The sequence below is a fragment of the Chryseobacterium sp. LAM-KRS1 genome (assembly GCF_013184525.1).
Taxonomy (GTDB): domain Bacteria; phylum Bacteroidota; class Bacteroidia; order Flavobacteriales; family Weeksellaceae; genus Chryseobacterium; species Chryseobacterium proteolyticum.
Genome location: NZ_JAAOIZ010000002.1, coordinates 717,069 through 735,921, shown reverse-complemented (window position 1 = coordinate 735,921; position 18,853 = coordinate 717,069). Strand labels below are relative to the sequence as shown.

Below are 18,853 nucleotides of genomic sequence, written 5' to 3'. Positions count from 1 at the left end.
AAGCCTCAATTATTTAGCAGATGGATTTACCATTACAGAAGAATTGGAAACGCTTTTCATGGATTGAGATTGTTTTCCATCCGAAATGGTTTCTATCTGCGTTGTTTTTACTGTAATATTCTGGTTGTTGATCCATCCTGTATTTTCATCAAACTTTATAGTACCGTTCTGTACCAGCTCACTGCTGATGCTGTGAGTCATTGCTCCCTGGGCCTGTTTATCGGTCTTTTTAGGAATTCCACCTGTTACGCCAATCTCAGCAACCCCATTTCCAACACTTTTTAATACATAATTTGAAGTCACTTTAATCTTACCGGTAGGATCAGCATTTTCAGTATTGGTCCATTTTTCACCTATTTTAACACCCTTTTTAGGTATAATTGTAAGGTTTTTGCTGAACTGGTCTTTCAATACTTTTTCGTTAAAACTTTCCTTCAGACTTGCTACAACACTAGCTTTCTGATTGGCATCCTTTACGATAGTACCTACTGCATTGGAAACTTTTGTATAAACTGGTTCAAAACCGGTAATGGAAATTACATTTCCTTTTGTATCCATTTTCATGTTTAGTTTATTGCTTGTCAATGCCCTGTTGATGTTCCAGATCATTTTAAGGTCGTCTTCTTTAGGAATAGGCTGTTTAGTATCAACTACAATAGTTTTTCCTTCTGCTGTTTGCGAATTTCTTTTGGAAATAAGATTAAGTGTAATGTCGTAAATATTGTTTTTAACGTCATTTACAGTAAAACTCATCTCATCTGTGGATTCACTTGTTCCGTTCAATGTTTTCCCCTGAGGATCTGTCATTGTTTTTACATCCCTCTGATATGTTGTTAAAGGATAGGTTTTTCCTTTTTCAAGTTTAAAAGTCTGGGTATAAATTCCTGCAGAATCTTTAATTGCAGCATTTTCTGCAACTTTTGCAAGTGAATCAGCCGGAACTTCCACTGTAACGGTCTTTCCTGTTTTGGGATCTACTTTTGTAATTTTTTTTGTTTCCTTTTTACACGAAACCAATGCTATGGATATTAGCGCTATTGCTGCTATGTTTTTCATTTAATTTATTTTAATTTTTTACTACTGTTTTTATTTATTTTGTCTGCAATATCCTTACAGTTACTCCTGGTATAGATATTATCATCCATTTTTCGTTATAGCCGGTTAATAAGTCAGCAGAGTTCGTGCCAACTATCGATTGCTTTATATTTAACGGACCGGTAATATATTCTGAAAAAAGATTTTCATAGTTTGTACGGTAAATCTTTTCAGGAATATTGCCGACAAATTGTTTCCCCGCATTAGAGTACCTGTACGTTGTTCCCGGAATTGTTTTCATGGATTAAAGATTTGGAGAGACAGCCATTTTCTGTCTTACAGCTTCATATAAAATCGCACCACAGGCAACAGAAACATTTAAAGATTGGGTTTTTCCTTCTATAGGTAATTTTATTTTTTCATCGGAATGGTGTAATACTTCTTTGGAAATTCCAGTTTCCTCGTTCCCCATTACAATAGCACAAGGCTCTGTAAAGCTTACATCATAGATTAGCTTTTGTGCCTTTTCTGTTGCTGAATATACAGCAATTCCGCTTTGCTGAAGAAAGTCTACAGTATGAGCAAGATTGGCCTCTTTACAAATTTTCACATTATAAATAGCACCTGCTGAAGTTTTAATGGCATCAGAATTAATAGGGGATGCACCTTTTTCCGGAATGATCACAGCGTCAATTCCTACGCATTCTGCTGTTCTGCATATAGCACCAAAATTTCTTACATCAGTTAATCGATCCAGGATTAATAGAAAAGGAGTTTTTCCCTCTTCAAATAATTGGGGTACTATGTCTTCTACTTTATGGAACGGAACATCTGAAATAAAAGCGACAACTCCCTGGTGGTTTTTTCTTGTAAAGCGGTTAAGCTTTTCAATTGGAACGTAATTGGGACGTATTTTATTTTGAGCTAAAATTGTTTTCAGTTCAGCATAAATAGGACCTTGCAATGCATTCTGCAAAAAGATTTTGTCAATAGTTTTTCCCGCTTCAATAGCTTCAATTACCGGACGCAGTCCGAAAATAAAATCGTCTTTCTTATCTGTCATTTTAATATTTTTCTCCTAAAATTGCTCTTTTTTGTGCCAAAAGGTAACCATAATGCAGGCTTTCATGCATATTATTAAAAATAATTGCATCCTGAATGCTCTTCAGATCCATTCCAAAACTTGTGGTATAAGGTGTATAATCCGAAAAGAAATCACTGTCATAATCCTTCATTAAAATCTTTGAAGTTTCAGTTAATAGAAACTCTAAATCTTCAACTTCCGACTTTTGAACGTTCAGGTTAGGCAGCGTTCCTTTTTTATATGTTTCAATCCAGTATTTATCAATCCTGAAAGGGTTGCCACTCAGATAATAATGCAAAAGCTGCTGGGTAGCAACGGTATGTGCAATATTCCAATACATATTATTGTTGAAACCGTCCGGAATCAGCAAAAGATCTTCATGAGAGGTGTTTTGCAGTATATCCAAAAGGTTTCTCCTTACCTGTCTGTGAGCCTGAAAATGATAATTCATTTTACAAAAATTTTAATCTCCAAAAATAGTTTAATAAACTGGAAATGACAATTTTTTGGTCGGAGGATTAAAGCAAAAGTTTTTAAAACCTATTGAATATGGAGTTTATTATTTTCTACTTTAGAAAAAATCCTCCTTTAAAATGAATAAAGGAGGATTTTATTTTTTGTTTTTATCTTTTTATCTTTTGACAATCTTATGGGTAAAGGCTGTTCCATCTTTCAAAGTGATATGTAAGAAATAAGCGCCGGATATAAGCCCGGAGAGATTGATCTTATTTTCTTCGTAAGCTTCTGATACCTTTTTACCATCAATACCGAAAACTTTTACTGAACTCACTCCAGATACTGATTTTATAATAACGAAATCAGCTGTAGGATTTGGGTAAATGGTTACGTCTGTTGTTTTTACATCATTAATGTTTAAAGTGGTGTTGCTTTTTCCCTGAACGTACACGGAAAGATACACATCTCCTTGCTGCTGATTGAAAACGGCTGTGGGAATGCTATGTTTAAGCGTATGGTTTCCTGCAGTTATATTTGGAACTGTAAACCCTCTTACAGGAACTGAATTGCCCGGACACCAGTTGTTCCAAGAAGTCCAGTCGGCAAAAGTTTTAGGAGTAGAGCCATAGATTCCGTTGCCTTGTGTATTATATACTCTGTAAGGTTCACATGAAATTCCTCCCGGAGTGTAAGTGAGCATTTGTACATTATCCAGATAGGTATAATTTTGCCTCCTTACATATTCCTCGCCACCGCTATTGGCTCCATGAGGTGTAGAAATTATAAAGAACCGTGCATCACTAATTGGAGCTGGCAGATTAAAATTGACCAACCTAACCGTTTCACCAACCACATCGGTGCTGTTGTAGTTATTAAGTCTGCTATATGTCAATAGTGGTACCAGACTATTGTAATCAGAAGGAGTAGCTCCTGTATTTGTTGAGAAAAAAGTCAATGTGCCTGAGAAAACATCAATTCTACCTGCGCACCCTGCAACCTGGGTTTGAGCTGCATAAGGAACTCCAAATACATCCAGTTCCATATACATATCGTACATGTTGCGCAGAGAATCGTCATGAAATACACTGTACATATTACTTAAATCGTAAGTGTAAGGAACTTCCAGAGGAGAACGGTTTTTATTCATGAACGGAGTAATATATCTTCCCACTTCAATTCTTTTTACGTTGGTGTCATTTACCGTATAGGTCGGCTGATTTTTAGGAACCATGGCTAAATAAACACTTCCCAAACGATCATAGTTGTCGCATAAAGCACCTATGGTTACGCGCATTGCAATTTTGGCCTTAAAAGAATTAAGCTCGATATCCGTAAGCTTTCTAGCGTATCGGGTATTGGATAGTCTTATAAGTCCGGTAGGTACAGGATTGGATACAGGTGTAGCATAACCATCATAATAAACGGCCTGTGAAATCACATTGGTTACCGTTGTTGTTTGTGATTTAAGAAGACCCGCAAAAAGTAGGCTTAAAAAAAATAGTTTTTTGTGCATATGATTGGTGTTTACTACAAATATATTAAGATGTAAGGTTAAATAATCACATTTATTGGAAAAATTAAAACTTTAATGTTAAATTAGCAATAAATACCAGATTAACTTTATTAAATATGAAGAAAATTTTACTTTTCCCTTTGTTATTGGCAGTGTTGCTGTTTAATGCTCAGATAAATTTAAATATAGGAAGTACCAATGTGGGAACTGCACCAATAAGTAGTTTTTTTTCTTATTCGTATGTGCAGCAGCTTTACCCTAAACAGGAAATAAATGCCAATTCTGCAGGTAACATCACAGGGCTTGCTTTTTATTTAGACTCGTCAGCAACTATTGCAGATTCTTCGAACTGGACCGTCTATCTGGGGCATACGACAAAAACTGCATTCATATCTGGTACGGATTGGATTCCTGCTTCACAGCTAACTCAGGTTTTCGCAGGTACTGTAACTAATAATAATGGTAAGGTTGAAATCTCTTTTACTACACCATTTGCTTATAATAATGTTGATAATTTAGTTATTGCTGCAAAAGAGAATTCTCAGAGTATTGACATTAATAATTTTGATGAAGTTTTTCATGTTTATGACCATATTCCAAACTCAACCCTTTATTATAAAGGGGACCAGATGGTTATAGACCCTGTATCTCCACCAGGAGGAATAAGAGCAAATTACAAATCGGCAATAACAATTTTAGGATTAACATCCAGTACTACGCCTGCTTGCCCTTTTGTTGTATATCCTATAAATAATGCCCAATCCATTCCTTTGTCTCCGGCTATTAAATGGTTTCCTGTTTCCGGAGCAGATTCTTATAGAGTGTCAATAGGGACTACTCCTGGAGGTGTGGATGTTATTAATCAACAAGTGGTAACGGCTACTGATTTTTCTCCATCAATACCGCTTAATCCAGGTGTAAATTATTATTTAAGAGTGACCTCTGTTTCGGCCGGTGTAAACTCATCTGCTTGTACTGATATAGCTTTTAAAACAGTTCCTCCGATACCAGTAAACGATGCCTGTTCTGGTGCTTTATTGGCTTCTTCTTTTCCTTATACCTATACACAGAATGACGCTGTATCTGCAACTAACAATGCCGGTAATATAAATGTATGTTCTGATGCAATGAATGATGGAACCTGGTTTAAGTTTACAGGAGATGGAAGTCAGTATACAATTAAGGCAACAATGCCTTCGGGTAGTACTTTTGACCCTCAGATTGGAGTTTATAATGGAAACTGCAATAATCTTGTTTGCGTAAATACAGTTGATAATGGAGGTGGTGGTACTGCAGAAACAATTACGATCCCCACAGTCGCAGGAACAGATTATTATATAAACATAGGATCTTATGAAGAAACGGTAGATGCACCTGAAGATATTTTTACCATTACGATTACCAAACTTTAGCACATAAAGATATTCTTTGGCAATGAATTAGATCAGAATTTGTAAGCTTGTATTGATGATTATTTTTCGTTATTTGTTTTAATTCTTTTTATGTAAAGTAAACATCGTTTGCAATTATTCTGAATGTCCCGTTAAATCCCGAAAATATTTAACAAACTTTAACTCAAAAATGGCATTCATTATGTTGATTAATGCAAGTATTTATTAGAAATTTACCAACTATTTTAAATTAAGCTATGTCAGATACATACCAGGCAGAAGATATTCGCCAGCTCACGGAGAAAGTAAAAGAAAAGAATTATTTGTTTACGCTTCTGAGACAGGAAATCAATAAAGTTATTATTGGACAGGGATATATGATAGACCGGCTTTTGGTGGGTCTTTTAGGAAATGGGCATGTCTTGTTGGAAGGTGTTCCTGGATTGGCTAAAACTTTAGCGATAAAGACTTTGGCTGATGCCGTTCACGGTGATTTTTCAAGGATTCAGTTTACTCCGGATCTGCTTCCTGCGGATGTGGTAGGAACCATGATTTTTAATATCAAAGACAATGACTTTTCTATAAAAAAAGGTCCGGTATTCGCCAACTTTGTGCTTGCGGATGAGATCAACCGAGCTCCGGCCAAGGTGCAGTCAGCTCTTTTGGAGGTAATGCAGGAGAAGCAGGTGACGATAGGAGATGAAACGATGAAGCTTCCGAAGCCGTTTTTGGTATTGGCTACCCAGAACCCTATTGACCAGGAGGGAACTTATTTATTACCTGAAGCACAGAGCGACCGTTTTATGCTGAAATGTAAAATTGATTATCCTGAATTTGAAGATGAAAGAAAGGTGATGAGAATGGTTTCCACCTCTCATCAACCATCTGTTCAGCCTGTCATTTCACTGCAGGATATTGTAGATGCTAAAGAACTGATCAACCAGATTTATCTGGATGAAAAAATCGAAAAATATATTCTTGATATGGTTTTTGCCACCCGTTATCCTGAAAATTACGGTCTTGCGGATCTTAAAAACTATATTAGCTTCGGAGCCTCTCCAAGGGCTTCCATTAACTTAGCAATTGCTTCCAGAGCATATGCTTTTCTTAAAGGAAGGGCTTTTGTGATTCCTGAAGATGTAAAAGAATTGGCCAAAGATGTTTTAAGACATAGAATTGGTTTAACATTCGAAGCAGAAGCAGAAGAGATATCATCGGAAGAAATTGTTAACAGGATCTTAGCAAAAATCCAGGCACCTTAATATTTATGAATGATGTTGTGATCAGAAAGGCTGTCCTTGAAGATTGTGTTCCTATGTTGGAGCTGATCAGGGAACTTGCCGAATATGAAAAGGCTTTGCATGAAGTTACGGTAACTCTGGAAGAATTTATTGATGCCGGATTTGGAGATGCACCTATTTGGGGAGCTTTTGTAGCAGAGGTAAATGCTGAAATTGTCGGAATATCCTTATACTATAACAGATATTCAACATGGAAGGGAAGAAGGTTGTATCTGGAAGATCTTGTGGTTACAGAAAGGATGAGAGGTAAACAGATCGGTAAAAAATTATTTGATGCAACCGTGGAATTTGGAAAATCCAATAATTACAGTGGAATGATGTTTCAGGTATTGTATTGGAATGAGCCTGCCATTAATTTCTATAAAAAATACCATCCTAAATTTGATAATGAGTGGCTGAATGTCTCGATTGATTTCAAAGACGGAAGCTGGAATAAGCAACAGGAAGTTGAAAATTAAATGCTGAAAATTTTATATTTTCTTCCAGGCCTTGAACGTTAAATTTTCTAGTATTGTATGCAGATAAAAGATATTGTAAAAAAAGTAAAACAAATAGAGATCCGTACCCGAAAGAAGACGGAGGCTACTTTGATGGGACAATATCACAGTGCTTTTAAAGGGCAGGGGATGACCTTTTCGGAAGTCCGGCCTTATCAGTTTGGAGATGAGATCAGAAGAATTGACTGGAATAAAACAGCCCGTTTTCGTGAGCCTTTTGTAAAAGTGATGGAAGAGGAGCGTGAACTTACTATGATGATTTTGGTCGATATTTCAGCTTCCATGGATTATGGGACAAAAACCCAGTTAAAGAGAGAATATGTGGCGGAAATCGCTGCCAGTCTGGGTTTCTCAGCGGCCGGAAATAATGATAAAGTAGGCCTGATCCTGTTTGCTGATAAAGTATATAAAGTCATTCCGCCGCAAAAAGGAAGAAAGCATATCCTTTCTATTATCAGTAATATTTTAACCGCAGATTATGTTCCTGCAGTTTCGAAAATAGATAAAGCTCTGGAATATATGATGGGCATTTTCAAGAGGAAATCATTAGTGTTTCTTTTCTCTGATTTTGAAGATGCTTATGATTCTAAAATGCTTAGGGTGACCTCTAAGAAACACCAGTTGTTAGGAATGAGGATTTATGATGAAAAAGACAACGAGATTCCGGATGTAGGCTATGCATTATTTTATGATTCTGAAACAGGGAAGCAGGTTTGGGCTAATACTTCAAATGCAAGATGGAGATATACCTTTGCTGAAGCCCAGAAACAGAAAGTAAGGGCCATAGAAGAGGATTTTTCCAATAGTTCTGCCAGTTTTATGAATGTAGCTGCAGGTGAGGATTATTCAAAACTATTGTATAATTATTTTCAGAAGAAATAATTGAATTAAAGGGGCTTACAGCCAAAATTGAATTGAAATTGAAAAAAATACTTTTTATATTATGTTCTCTCATCTGTGTTAATGCTTTTTCACAGATACTTTCTTCGCACCTTGAAAAACAGACACTGGCTTTGGGAGAGGTTAATCACTTTGTAATCAAAATTGATAATCTCAATAATCAGCCGGTAGGTGCAGCTCCTAAAAATGAGCTCCTGCCATTTCATTTTGAAGAGGTGAAGGACAGCATCGGAACGAATGCAAATACTTATGAAAGAAAGATAGAATTTGCGGTTTTTGAAGAGGGAAAATTTACTATTCCGGTATTGGAATTTAAAGTGGGAGATAAAATCCTAAAGACGATTCCCTATGAAATAGATGTTATTAATACGGCTCAAAAAGGAGATCAGATTAATGATATCATGAAGAATAAGGAAGTAAAACTGGAAACCAGGGATTACTGGGAGCTCTATAAATGGTATATACTGGCTGCTTTGGCATTAATTGCATTGATTATTGCGATTATTATGTACCTTAAATGGGGCAGGAAGTCAAAAAGTGAGCCGGTGGTAGCAACAAACCAAACGTTGAAAGAGCTGGATTCACTTAAAAAGAAAAAATATATCGAAGAAGGCAATTACCGTTCTTTTTATGTAGAACTTATTGATATTTCCAGGAAGTTTATTACCAAACAATATCATTTACCAGCTGATGTATTACTTACGGATGATCTGGTGAATCTTATGAAACAGAATAATACCATATCTCTGGAAAATGAAAAGATAGTGGAAGAGGTATTTTTCAGAGGAGATCTGGTGAAATTTGCTAAAACATTCCCCGATCAGAAGACCATGGAGAGAGATCTTGCAGATATCAGAGAATTTGTAAAAAGATCTTCCAAAGATCTTGAATTTGAAAACTTAAGAAAGGATGTTTAATTTCGAGTTTTATAGTCCGTGGTTTTTGCTGCTTTTCCTATTGTTTATTCCCCTTTTATTCAGGGATGTGAGCAAACAGAAGAAAAAAGGTATAAAAGTACCTACTGTAAAAAATATGGATAACAGCGGTGGTATTCTTGCTGTGCTTTTTTTACTTAAGATTTCAAAATATATCATACTTTCGGCACTTATTATTGCGATGGCAAGGCCAAGGACCTTTACGATTTCACAGGATAGAGATGATACAAAGGGAATTGATATTATGATGTCCGTAGATGTGTCTTTAAGTATGCTTGCTAAAGATTTGACTCCCGACCGTCTAACGGCACTGAAAGATATTGCTGTAAAATTTGTTGAAAAAAGACCTAATGATAGATTAGGGCTGGTTACCTATTCGGGGGAGGCATTTACTAAGGTTCCTGTAACTTCTGATCATCAGGTGGTCATTGATGAATTGAAAAATCTCAATCCATTGGAGCTTCAACCCGGAACTGCTATCGGTGAAGGGCTTTCCGTAGCGGTGAATCACTTAAAAAACAGTAAGGCAAAGAGTAAGATTATTATTCTTATGACAGATGGTGTGAATACGATCGAAAATGCAATGCCTACACAAGTTGGTGCTGAACTGGCTAAGAATAATAACATTAAGGTCTATTGTATAGGAATTGGAACGAATGGATATGCACTGATGCCTACCCAAACCGATATTTTTGGGGATCTTGTATTTACCGAAACTGAGGTGAAGATAGATGAACCTGTTTTAAGGGAAATTGCTCAGACTACGGGAGGGAAATATTTCAGGGCTACATCAAACAGCAGTCTTGAAGAAGTATATGATGAAATCAACCAATTGGAAAAATCTGATGTAAAGGTTTCCAAGCTGTATAATTACCAGGAGTATTTTAAAATATTTCTTTGGATCGCTTTGGGAATGCTTGTTATGGATGCATTGTTAAGATGGGTGTTTTATAAATTTTTGAGCTGATGGATTGGTATTTAGGAAATTATTGGTTTTTGTTGTTGCTGTTGCTTTTGCCGCTGCTCGGATTTTTATTGGTTCGTTATCTTAAATGGAAGAATAAAAGGAAAATCATCTTTGCAGATCATAAGTTTCATGAGGAGCTTTTCGAAAAAAAATCAGGCTTTACAAAGATTTTCCCGACGCTGTATCTATTAGGAACATTATTTTTAATCTTTGCGATCATCGATTTATTAAATGGTTCTGAGGAAATCAAGACCAATCAGAAATTGAATAATGTCATTTTTGTTTTGGATGTTTCCAATTCGATGAATGCGGAAGACATTAATCCTAACCGCTTGACTGAAGCAAAGAACCTCATGATCAATACCATGCAAAAAATGAGAAGCGATAAAGTGGGGATTGTAATTTTTGCAGGCGAAGCTACTTCCATTATGCCTCTGACCACAGATTATACTTCTGCTGAAACCTATATTAATGCTATTGAAACAAGTTCCATGCAAATCCAGGGAACGGATTTTCTGAAAGCCATGCAGGCAGCAGTGAATAAGTTTAAAAATGTAAGTAAGGGAGCCCGTAAGATTGTTTTACTAAGTGACGGGGAAGACAACGAAGGAAATGATAACGCTGCGATAAAGCTTGCCAATAAGGAAGGGATTATGGTAACATCCGTGGGGATCGGATCCGACGAAGGAGCTCCTGTTCCGGAATATGTTTTCGGACAATTGATGGGATATAAATCCGACAGGACCGGAGAGACTGTTATTTCAAAAAGACAGACCGGCGCTTTGAAAAAAATGGCTGAATCTACCGGTGGATCATATATTGACGGAAATAACGTTAATGAAGCTCCGGACAGGATTATTGATGCGCTGAATAAAAAAATGTCATCATCAGAAACCCTTGTGAAATCGCAAAACGCCAATCACTACTATCAGTACTTTTTAGGGGTATCTATATTGTTTTTTTTCTTAATTTACATTTTTAATCCAAAGAGAGATTTTAATGTTTAATTTTCTCCATTTTTTCCAGTATTTTTAAAAGATACTTTAACCGAATTTTAACAAATAAAAGCCTGTTTATTAACATATAAAGGAATAATTTTGCATATGATGAATACTAAAATCATTTTTTTATCGTTTATAATTGCTTTTCTCACATCAAATTCCCTGTTTGCTCAGGAAAATTACAGAACATTGGTGTATGAGGGCAATCAGAAATTCAACGGTAAAAATTATGATGGAGCATCTTCTAAATACATGGAGGCTATAAAATCCAATGATAAAGATTTTACGGCCCATTATAATTTAGGCAATGCGTTGTATAAAAGTAAAAAATATGAAGAGGCAAGGGTTGAATTTGAAAAAGCACAAAAGCTCTCTCAAACCTTGCCGGATAAAGCAGCGGCTCTTTATAATTTAGGGAACACTTATATGCAGACAAACCAGCCGGATAAGGCAGCAGAATTGTATAAGCAATCCTTAAAACAGGACCCCTATAACGAAGCTACTCGAAAAAATTATGAAATTGCGAAGTTGAAGGAAAAAGAAAGCCAGGAAAAGAAGAATCAACAGAATAAATCTGGAAAAGGCGGTGGCGGCAAAGACCAACAACAAAATGATGATCAGAAAGGTAATCCAAAAGATCAAAAGCAAGACCAAGGTAAAGGCCAGCAAAATCAGGGAGAAAGCCAGCAGGGAAATAACCCTGACCAGAAGAAGAATAATGAAGGCAAAATGCCCAAAAATCTTGAAAACGCAATATTAAATAAAGTAAGCGAAAAAGAAAAAGAAACCGCCAGAAGAATTTTAAATAAAGATTCTTATTCGATGCCCGAAAGCAACGAGAAAGATTGGTGATGCAACATAAACTGATTTACATAATACTTCTATTGACTTCCGTAATTTCTTACGGACAGGTTAATATTTCCGTAACTCCTGATAAAACGGATTATAGCAGCAAGGATATTGTAAATCTCACCATCGTTCTTGAATTGAACGGGAGTGAATATAACCAGCAGACTCCACTGCGTTTACCCGACTTATCCAAATTCAATATGGTGGGGAGCGGATCTGTTAGCAGTGGCTATATGGATCCCGAAACCAATACGGTTATTACACAATACGTGACCCGGGTAGCTTTGGAGCCTAAACAAAAAGGGAAAGTAAAAATAGGTTCCGTACTGGTTACCATCAACAATAAAATCTATAAAACCGAACCGTTCGATATTTTTGTAAGGGATGTGGAGAAAAAGTCCGTAGCCAGCGCTTCAAATGACGTATATCTTAATATGGAAATTGAAGACAGGGAAGTATATCAGGATCAGCCCACCATTGCTGTATTAAAGGTTTATTCCAGAAATATTGATAATTTCAGAAGGGTAAAAAATATTCGCCTTCCCAACCAGGGAAACATCAATGTTCACGCAATTAATTTCAACAGATCTGAAATTGATCCTTCTGACTATGGAAATATGGCTTCACAGGTTTTAGCCATGTTTATGATATTCCCTAATGAAGCAGGATATGTGGAAGTTCCCTCTGTTTCCGCCTCGTTAAGCAGCTATGCCAATAAGAATAAAATACTTTCCAATAAAGTAAAACTTAATGTAAAAAGATTGCCTGAAGGCTCACCGGAATGCTTTAAAAATGCAGTAGGAAACTTTAACGTGAGTGTTTTTAATGCAACTAAAGAAAAAGTTGAAGTTAAAAAACCGTTGAATGTGATCATAAAGGTTTCAGGAGAAGGGAATTTAACGGATATGAGTTTACCTACGATTGCAGAATCTCCGGACTATGAAGTTTTTAAACCTAAGATTACAACTAAGGTAGTTCCCGGATTAGCAGGGATTAAAGGTGAAATTCTAGCAAATTATGTTGTTATTCCTAAGAAAGCAGGACCCATTTCAATTAAAACGGAACAGTTTGCATTCTTTAATCCGACAAGTAAAGAATATGTAGACCTGGGACAGGAAACATTATCGGTAAACGCTTTCTCCCATGACCAGATCATGGAAGCCCGATCTACGGTTGAAAGAGTAAATGAGTACACAAACAGTCTTTTAGAAACGGTAAATACACCAGTTCTTAAGACGACAACGTTTAAAGTTAAAGAAAAGAATAAGTTTCACTGGAATATTCTTTTAACGAACATTGCTATTCTTCTTACTTTGTTTGTTCTATATCTGTTATTCAAGACTTGGCAAAAAAAGCGTAAATTGATTAAAGAAACTGTAGCTGTAAAACCTCTGGGATCTGTAGCGGAAACAGAAAAGGAGATACGACAAAGGCTTAAAACTGATGTTAATGATTATTTCAGTTATCTGGAAAATCTTAAAGACAGTGAGGACTACCAGAAATTCTTTCAGACGGTTGATGAACTGGATGCAGAAGTAAGGAAAGAGTATTTCCAGGGCTCTTCAAAAGATTTTGTGAGTTTCCTTGAAAGCTATAAAGGGGTGGCTGTTGCTGAAGAATACAGAACTTTATCACAAAAGATTCAGATAGAAAAGTTCTCTCCTGTGAAATCATCAGAAGGAATGGATGAGCTGTTGATCGCTATTGTTAATTTGTATTCAAAGATTAGCAAATAGTTATTTATTTTTCATATTTTTGCGAAATTATTAAATACGAAAGATGGAAATTTTTGATCAGTTTTCTTTGAAAGAAGTTCTAACCTGTTTTATGGTTCTTTTTGCTGTTATTGATATTATCGGGTCGGTTCCTATTGTTGTAAGTCTTCAACAGAAATTCGGACAGATTGAAGCGGGAAGGGCATCAATTACAGCAGGGATTATCATGATGGTTTTTTTATTTGTAGGAAATAAAATCCTTAAATTCATTGGAGTGGATGTTAACTCCTTTGCCATTGCCGGGGCATTTGTCATTTTCATTATTGCTATAGAAATGATCCTGGGAATTGAAATCAATAAAACAACGGAGGCCAAGTCAGCATCTATTGTTCCTATCGCTTTTCCTCTTGTTGCAGGAGCAGGAACATTAACGACAACTTTATCCTTGAGAGCTGAATTTCATGATATTAATATTATCTGTGGAATTATTCTCAATACAATTTTCGTATATTTGGTGCTGAAATCAGCTAAGTGGCTGGAGAAGAAAATGGGAGAAGCTACATTAGCTGTTCTACAGAAAGTTTTCGGTATTATCCTTTTAGCTATTTCAATTAAATTATTTACCGCTAACTTTGCCCAATTGGTGCAAAACTATTTTAATTTTTAAGAATTATGCAGAAGTTTTATAAAGTATTTTTAATACTATTTATCGTTTTCATCGCAATTAATCTTTACGCGTTGGACTGGCAGTCAGAAGTTTTATCTGAAGATAACTTAAAGTTTGTTTTTTCAATTGCTTCCGCGGTGATCGGTCTCATTTTACTTTTCGTATTGAATACCTGGAGTAAGATAGGAGTAAAGAAATAATCTTTATCATTACAAAAAATATAAACCTCTTGGATTTCTGAAGAGGTTTTTTTATTGCTGTAAATGGAGTTTAATCAGGATGATATTTTTCTTTAAAAACACCGGGTTATCTATTAAGATAAGACCAGGTTTTTAAGTACTGCCTCAGACTTTAGTTCCGTTTCCAGCCATTCTTTTTCAGGATTGCTTTGTGCCGTAATTCCACCCCCTACAAATAAATGCACTGAGTTACTATAAAGTTTTGCACATCTTAAATTCACAAAATACTGTATGGTTTCTTCAGTCTCGATTTTGATATACCCGGCATAAAATTCACGGGGGAATTTTTCATATTCTTCGATCTTTTCCCTGCAGAAGTCTTTAGGGATTCCACAAACGGCAGGAGTAGGATGCAGCTCTTTAATGATATGGTCTACATCTTCAGGTTTGATCTTTGCTTTAAAATCTGTTCTGAGATGTTTAATATTTCCTGAAATATGATCATATGTTGAAGATCTTTCTATGTGACCCAATATAGCATACTTCTCAAAAATATCCTGAATATAGTTTGAAACCGGTTTTTGTTCCTCAATTTCTTTTTCGGACCAGCTTTCAGATACCGGTAGTGTGCCTGCTAAGCTCATGGTTTCAAAAGTATGGGTAGTTTTATCAAACTTTCCTAATACCTCTGAAAAAGCTCCCATCCAGGAATTCTCTCCATTCACAAAAACATATCTGAAAGCATTGGGATAAGCATTGCATAGATTTTTAAAACTTTCCTTTACATTGATTTCAGAAAAGTTTTTAATAATTTTTCTTCTCGAAAGAACAATTTTTGGGAGATGGTTTTCTCTGATTACTTTAATGACTTTGTCCAGTTTATCCAGATACTCATCTTTAGTTTCGCCGGTATAACCATCGGGATCGCGGGGTAAAGAAAATTCTGTTATTGTACGATTATAAAAATCTTCTGCTTTGACTTCGATGATATCACCTTTGAAACGGAGATGGCCTGAGTTATGAAATGGATAAACGGTTACTGAATTCTTTAAAGATTCTTTATTGGTGGTATATAGCTTTTCGTTGAAAGGAAATTTGAAGTAAATCATGAGTCTGCTGCTTTTAGAAAAATGCCTAGGAAAAATAAAAACGCTAAGCCGCTTTTCCTTTATGCAAAGGTATTGTTAGTCTGAGAAACGTCAAAATCAATTGGATTGTTTTTTGAAATTCTTGCGCTATATCATAAAAAAGACTCAAATATACTTGAGCCTTTGTATTTTTATTAGTACCGAAATTACCGGTTGATGATGTTATTGGTCATTGTGGTGTGGTTGATGAGTTGTCCTTTTTCGTCACGGATCTCAATTTCAGAAACATGCATTGTTTTTCCTTTTCTTATGAAACGTGCCGTGCCGGTAATAATTCCATCTTTTTTGCTTCTTAAATGGTTGGAGTTAATGTTGGTACCGACACCGTAGTATTTCTCACCATCGATAAAAATATTGGACAGGCTTGAACCCAACGTTTCCGCTAATACACAACTTGCTCCGCCGTGGAGAATTCCAAAGGGCTGATGTACTCTGGGTAAAACCGGCATTGTTGCCGTAAGGACTTCGTTTTCCTGATCAATATCGATAAATTTTATTTCAAGTGCTTTTGCTAAGGTTTCTTCACCCCAGTTGTTAAGAAAGTTCAATAACTCCTCTTTGGTCATATCTTTCATATAGCGGTAATTATTTTATGATTGTGCTCCATTTTCTGTTCCCATGATGTTGGGATTCCAGTTGGCAGGAACTTTCGGGACAATATCATTTTTTATATAATAATTCTGGATCTCATCCATAATTTCTGAAAAAGGAGCCGAAGCAATTCTTTCATAAGGGATCGTATATCCGAGATAAATAATCTTCCTTTTAAAATCCCCGGCAGCCAGAACAATAGGAACTTTTGCAGCTAAAGCCATATGGTAAAAACCTTTTCTCCATTTCGGAACCCAACTTCTGGTTCCCTCGGGAGTAATAACCAAACTGAAATCTTCCTTTGCAAATTGCTTGGCAACAAAATTAACAAGATCATTTTTCTGACTTCTGTCGATACCAATTCCTCCCAGACCTTTCACGATTCCGCCATACCATCCTTTGGTATGAGCATCTTTAATGATTATCTTCAATGGCTTTTCCAAAGACCAATAAGCAAAATTCCCTAAAATGTATTCCATGTTATGGGTATGAGGTGCTACTACAAGAATACACCTGTTAAGGCTGTTGACGTCGCCCTGAAGCAGGACTTTCCAACCCATAAGTTTCAACATTATTTTGCCGATTAGTTTTTTCATAGATTTCGTATTAAAACAGAAAAAGTATAACCAAAAGGTTATACTTTACAAATATATTGAAATATTATCGCTCTTAAAATAAACCGCTGATTAAATCTACGATTTTCATTATAATTTCTAATGCTACTTGTACCATGGTTGAGGTTTTTTTAATTGATTTGGTTATGAATTAAATAACTATACGAAGGTATGACAATTTTTTAACATAAAGAACTAATAAATAATATTTTTTGTCACTTTTGAGAGAAGAAGAGTGTGAATTTCAAACTGTTGTCTTCCATTCACACCTTCTGCCACTCTCTGCAGTTTATTATTTGGTTTTTATGGAAATTTCGTCTTTTCCATCCTTGATCTGGATGTCTACTTTACCTTTTTTCTTGATGTCAGATTTTACGGAATCCATTATCTTTTCTGCTTTTGAGTTTGGAACTTTTTTTCCGTTGATAATGATGCTATCCTTATCATTGGAGTTGTACTCTATAGTAGAACCATTAACGGAGATCTTATTTTTCTCGATTCTGATATTTGCCTGATCATCATCAGAATTTTCATCATCGTCATCTATTCCGTCACCGTTCAGGTCCCCGTCGAAATTAATTCCGTCTTTTTTGATTGGAAGTACCACTACATTCTGTGGAACCACAAGTTCATAATCTACATTATAATCTCTGAAACGATGTTCGTATGGATATTTAATATAATTAGGCAGTATTACCTTATTATTTATTACTTCTACAGGAACACTCACATTTAATGGAATATTATATCCCTTTGCTTCTTTTTTAATGATTAAATAAGGTGTTTTTATATCCGCTTTTCTTGTTACGTCAACGTGGATCCAGTCTTTTTGGAAAACGTTTACTTTATCTGAATAAAGGTCATCATCATATCCCAGGAAGTTTTGTGGAATAACGATTTGCTTCATATCTACATAAACACTGTCTGATGTTGTATTGATAGATACCTCTTCTGTGTCTTCTTTGTGGCCTTTTAGAAACATGTCTTTTCTTGCCATGCTCACTCCGAAATAAGTAGATAATGCGATCAATCCAAGGAATAATGCTCCCAAAACCCAACCCGTATTTCTTAATTTTGTTTTAGGCGAAATTAATTTGATACTTAATAAGGCAAATAACAGGGCAGGAATTAAACTTCCTAAAATGATCATGGCCATAATGGTATATTTCATTCCGTCATTATCGAAATAGAAATTCATTTCGTTAATAGGAGGGAAATCATTAGTTCCCATAAATCCGAAGACTACAAATACTCCGATCAGACAAGAAAAAGAGATCAGTGCGAAGATTCCTCCGAGAACATATCTCACTACGTTCCATATCCCGCTTCCGGCATTATTAATGTAAGGTTTGTTTTCGATGTATATTTCTCCGACTCTCTGAGTAGATTCATTGGCAAATTGTACCAGCTTATTCGATTCATTTTTAAGATTGTCGAAGTTCATAGGCTTTCCCTTCATTTTCAAAAAATCTGCAGCAGTTTCTGCTTTGGGAAGTACGATCCACAGAATAATATAAAGTAGTGCAATAAGTGAAGAGGATATAGCAGCTGTAAATATACCCAGGATAAATACTCCTAGCCAGATTGCTCTCATAGCAGTAATATCCATTCCTACATAATGGGCCAGACCTGCACACACACCGGCGATCTTTTGTCTTTCAGGATCACGGAATAATTGTCTTTTGTCTGAATATTCTGCACCTGAGTGGCTTGTTCTTTTAGAGTTTTTCTCTGAATAATATGCTTCTTCCTGTTCTTCGATTTTTTCTGGTGTTCCGATTTGTGCAATTACTCCTTCTACATCAGTATCGTTGATAACTTCTCTTTTTCCTAATGAATCTCTGAAGATTTCAACCATTCTTATTTCTATGTCATGCATTACCTCATCTGCTTCTGAAGCATCCAGAGAGCTTCTTAGGGCATTAAGGTAATCGCTTAGCTTTATGTATGCGTGTTCCTCTATTGTAAAAGAAAAACCTGCGAGTCCTATTGAGAGTGTCTTGTTCATAG

The 18,853-nt window shown here is 35.9% G+C and carries 20 protein-coding genes; 11 read left to right on the top strand and 9 right to left on the bottom strand.

Features of this window, described 5'->3' with window-relative positions:
• Positions 1 to 9 precede the first annotated feature (9 nt).
• The 5 genes from G9C87_RS07200 to G9C87_RS07180 all read right to left on the bottom strand — a co-directional run bounded on the left by G9C87_RS07200 (position 10) and on the right by G9C87_RS07180 (position 4,088).
• Positions 10 to 1,056, bottom strand: a complete 1,047-nt coding sequence (locus G9C87_RS07200; RefSeq protein WP_172279563.1) for a DUF6263 family protein — start codon at positions 1,054 to 1,056, stop codon at positions 10 to 12.
• Positions 1,057 to 1,090: 34 nt separating this feature from the next.
• The gene (locus G9C87_RS07195) at positions 1,091 to 1,336 is read right to left on the bottom strand and encodes a hypothetical protein (RefSeq protein ID WP_172279561.1); all 246 of its coding nucleotides are present in this window, start codon (positions 1,334 to 1,336) and stop codon (positions 1,091 to 1,093) included.
• Positions 1,337 to 1,339: 3 nt separating this feature from the next.
• The gene (rlmB, locus tag G9C87_RS07190; RefSeq protein WP_172279559.1) at positions 1,340 to 2,098 is read right to left on the bottom strand and encodes a 23S rRNA (guanosine(2251)-2'-O)-methyltransferase RlmB; all 759 of its coding nucleotides are present in this window, start codon (positions 2,096 to 2,098) and stop codon (positions 1,340 to 1,342) included.
• A gap of 1 nt (position 2,099) precedes the next feature.
• A complete protein-coding gene (locus G9C87_RS07185) occupies positions 2,100 to 2,570 on the bottom strand; it encodes a DinB family protein (RefSeq protein WP_172279557.1) in 471 nt (156 codons plus the stop codon).
• Between the two features lie 180 nt (positions 2,571 to 2,750).
• Complete coding sequence (locus G9C87_RS07180) at positions 2,751 to 4,088, bottom strand: peptide-N-glycosidase F-related protein (protein WP_172279555.1); 1,338 nt, start codon at positions 4,086 to 4,088, stop codon at positions 2,751 to 2,753.
• Positions 4,089 to 4,204: 116 nt separating this feature from the next.
• Here G9C87_RS07180 and G9C87_RS07175 point away from each other — a divergent pair, with 116 nt between their 5' ends.
• From G9C87_RS07175 to G9C87_RS07125, 11 genes are all read left to right on the top strand, one after another.
• The gene (locus G9C87_RS07175; protein WP_172279553.1) at positions 4,205 to 5,500 is read left to right on the top strand and encodes a hypothetical protein; all 1,296 of its coding nucleotides are present in this window, start codon (positions 4,205 to 4,207) and stop codon (positions 5,498 to 5,500) included.
• Between the two features lie 236 nt (positions 5,501 to 5,736).
• Entirely contained in the window at positions 5,737 to 6,741 is a 1,005-nt protein-coding gene (locus tag G9C87_RS07170; RefSeq protein WP_172279551.1) for an AAA family ATPase, read from the top strand.
• 5 nt (positions 6,742 to 6,746) lie between these two features.
• The gene (locus G9C87_RS07165; protein WP_172279549.1) at positions 6,747 to 7,238 is read left to right on the top strand and encodes a GNAT family N-acetyltransferase; all 492 of its coding nucleotides are present in this window, start codon (positions 6,747 to 6,749) and stop codon (positions 7,236 to 7,238) included.
• Between the two features lie 57 nt (positions 7,239 to 7,295).
• The gene (locus G9C87_RS07160) at positions 7,296 to 8,159 is read left to right on the top strand and encodes a DUF58 domain-containing protein (protein ID WP_172279547.1); all 864 of its coding nucleotides are present in this window, start codon (positions 7,296 to 7,298) and stop codon (positions 8,157 to 8,159) included.
• A 38-nt stretch (positions 8,160 to 8,197) separates the two neighbouring features.
• Positions 8,198 to 9,094 carry a hypothetical protein gene (locus G9C87_RS07155; protein ID WP_373428024.1) on the top strand — a complete coding sequence of 299 codons (897 nt, stop codon included), beginning with the start codon at positions 8,198 to 8,200 and terminating at the stop codon, positions 9,092 to 9,094.
• Positions 9,087 to 10,079 (top strand): VWA domain-containing protein, encoded by a 993-nt coding sequence (locus G9C87_RS07150; RefSeq protein ID WP_172279543.1) that lies wholly within the window; start codon positions 9,087 to 9,089, stop codon positions 10,077 to 10,079. Before G9C87_RS07155 ends, G9C87_RS07150 begins: the two co-directional genes overlap by 8 nt.
• Positions 10,079 to 11,086 (top strand): vWA domain-containing protein, encoded by a 1,008-nt coding sequence (locus G9C87_RS07145; protein WP_172279541.1) that lies wholly within the window; start codon positions 10,079 to 10,081, stop codon positions 11,084 to 11,086. Before G9C87_RS07150 ends, G9C87_RS07145 begins: the two co-directional genes overlap by 1 nt.
• Positions 11,087 to 11,182: 96 nt before the next feature.
• Positions 11,183 to 11,932 carry a tetratricopeptide repeat protein gene (locus G9C87_RS07140; RefSeq protein WP_228456973.1) on the top strand — a complete coding sequence of 250 codons (750 nt, stop codon included), beginning with the start codon at positions 11,183 to 11,185 and terminating at the stop codon, positions 11,930 to 11,932.
• 32 nt (positions 11,933 to 11,964) lie between these two features.
• Positions 11,965 to 13,665, top strand: coding sequence for a BatD family protein (locus tag G9C87_RS07135; protein ID WP_228456972.1), 1,701 nt, complete (start codon positions 11,965 to 11,967; stop codon positions 13,663 to 13,665).
• 43 nt (positions 13,666 to 13,708) lie between these two features.
• On the top strand, positions 13,709 to 14,311 hold the full coding sequence (locus tag G9C87_RS07130) for a MarC family protein (protein WP_172279537.1): 603 nt from the start codon (positions 13,709 to 13,711) through the stop codon (positions 14,309 to 14,311).
• Positions 14,312 to 14,316: 5 nt separating this feature from the next.
• A complete protein-coding gene (locus G9C87_RS07125) occupies positions 14,317 to 14,511 on the top strand; it encodes a hypothetical protein (protein ID WP_172279535.1) in 195 nt (64 codons plus the stop codon).
• Positions 14,512 to 14,624: 113 nt separating this feature from the next.
• Here G9C87_RS07125 and G9C87_RS07120 read toward each other — a convergent pair whose 3' ends face one another.
• From G9C87_RS07120 to G9C87_RS07105, 4 genes are all read right to left on the bottom strand, one after another.
• A complete protein-coding gene (locus tag G9C87_RS07120) occupies positions 14,625 to 15,599 on the bottom strand; it encodes a chorismate-binding protein (RefSeq protein ID WP_172279533.1) in 975 nt (324 codons plus the stop codon).
• Between the two features lie 185 nt (positions 15,600 to 15,784).
• Positions 15,785 to 16,213 carry a PaaI family thioesterase gene (locus G9C87_RS07115; RefSeq protein ID WP_172279531.1) on the bottom strand — a complete coding sequence of 143 codons (429 nt, stop codon included), beginning with the start codon at positions 16,211 to 16,213 and terminating at the stop codon, positions 15,785 to 15,787.
• Positions 16,214 to 16,228: 15 nt separating this feature from the next.
• Positions 16,229 to 16,825 (bottom strand): 1-acyl-sn-glycerol-3-phosphate acyltransferase, encoded by a 597-nt coding sequence (locus tag G9C87_RS07110; RefSeq protein WP_172279529.1) that lies wholly within the window; start codon positions 16,823 to 16,825, stop codon positions 16,229 to 16,231.
• A gap of 310 nt (positions 16,826 to 17,135) precedes the next feature.
• Positions 17,136 to 18,851, bottom strand: a complete 1,716-nt coding sequence (locus tag G9C87_RS07105; protein ID WP_172279527.1) for a PspC domain-containing protein — start codon at positions 18,849 to 18,851, stop codon at positions 17,136 to 17,138.
• Between the last annotated feature and the right edge of the window lie 2 nt (positions 18,852 to 18,853).

Bases quoted from the DNA above. Each gene is read 5' to 3' on its own strand.
- G9C87_RS07120 (WP_172279533.1), bottom strand. From the start codon at position 15,599: ATGATTTACTTCAAATTTCCTTTCAACGAAAAGCTATATACCACCAAT.
- G9C87_RS07175 (WP_172279553.1), top strand. From the start codon at position 4,205: ATGAAGAAAATTTTACTTTTCCCTTTGTTATTGGCAGTGTTGCTGTTT.
- G9C87_RS07150 (WP_172279543.1), top strand. From the start codon at position 9,087: ATGTTTAATTTCGAGTTTTATAGTCCGTGGTTTTTGCTGCTTTTCCTA.
- G9C87_RS07130 (WP_172279537.1), top strand. From the start codon at position 13,709: ATGGAAATTTTTGATCAGTTTTCTTTGAAAGAAGTTCTAACCTGTTTT.
- G9C87_RS07185 (WP_172279557.1), bottom strand. From the start codon at position 2,570: ATGAATTATCATTTTCAGGCTCACAGACAGGTAAGGAGAAACCTTTTG.
- G9C87_RS07180 (WP_172279555.1), bottom strand. From the start codon at position 4,088: ATGCACAAAAAACTATTTTTTTTAAGCCTACTTTTTGCGGGTCTTCTT.
- G9C87_RS07115 (WP_172279531.1), bottom strand. From the start codon at position 16,213: ATGAAAGATATGACCAAAGAGGAGTTATTGAACTTTCTTAACAACTGG.
- G9C87_RS07140 (WP_228456973.1), top strand. From the start codon at position 11,183: ATGATGAATACTAAAATCATTTTTTTATCGTTTATAATTGCTTTTCTC.
- G9C87_RS07145 (WP_172279541.1), top strand. From the start codon at position 10,079: ATGGATTGGTATTTAGGAAATTATTGGTTTTTGTTGTTGCTGTTGCTT.
- G9C87_RS07160 (WP_172279547.1), top strand. From the start codon at position 7,296: ATGCAGATAAAAGATATTGTAAAAAAAGTAAAACAAATAGAGATCCGT.
- G9C87_RS07195 (WP_172279561.1), bottom strand. From the start codon at position 1,336: ATGAAAACAATTCCGGGAACAACGTACAGGTACTCTAATGCGGGGAAA.
- G9C87_RS07110 (WP_172279529.1), bottom strand. From the start codon at position 16,825: ATGAAAAAACTAATCGGCAAAATAATGTTGAAACTTATGGGTTGGAAA.
- G9C87_RS07165 (WP_172279549.1), top strand. From the start codon at position 6,747: ATGAATGATGTTGTGATCAGAAAGGCTGTCCTTGAAGATTGTGTTCCT.
- rlmB (WP_172279559.1), bottom strand. From the start codon at position 2,098: ATGACAGATAAGAAAGACGATTTTATTTTCGGACTGCGTCCGGTAATT.
- G9C87_RS07125 (WP_172279535.1), top strand. From the start codon at position 14,317: ATGCAGAAGTTTTATAAAGTATTTTTAATACTATTTATCGTTTTCATC.
- G9C87_RS07200 (WP_172279563.1), bottom strand. From the start codon at position 1,056: ATGAAAAACATAGCAGCAATAGCGCTAATATCCATAGCATTGGTTTCG.
- G9C87_RS07170 (WP_172279551.1), top strand. From the start codon at position 5,737: ATGTCAGATACATACCAGGCAGAAGATATTCGCCAGCTCACGGAGAAA.
- G9C87_RS07105 (WP_172279527.1), bottom strand. From the start codon at position 18,851: ATGAACAAGACACTCTCAATAGGACTCGCAGGTTTTTCTTTTACAATA.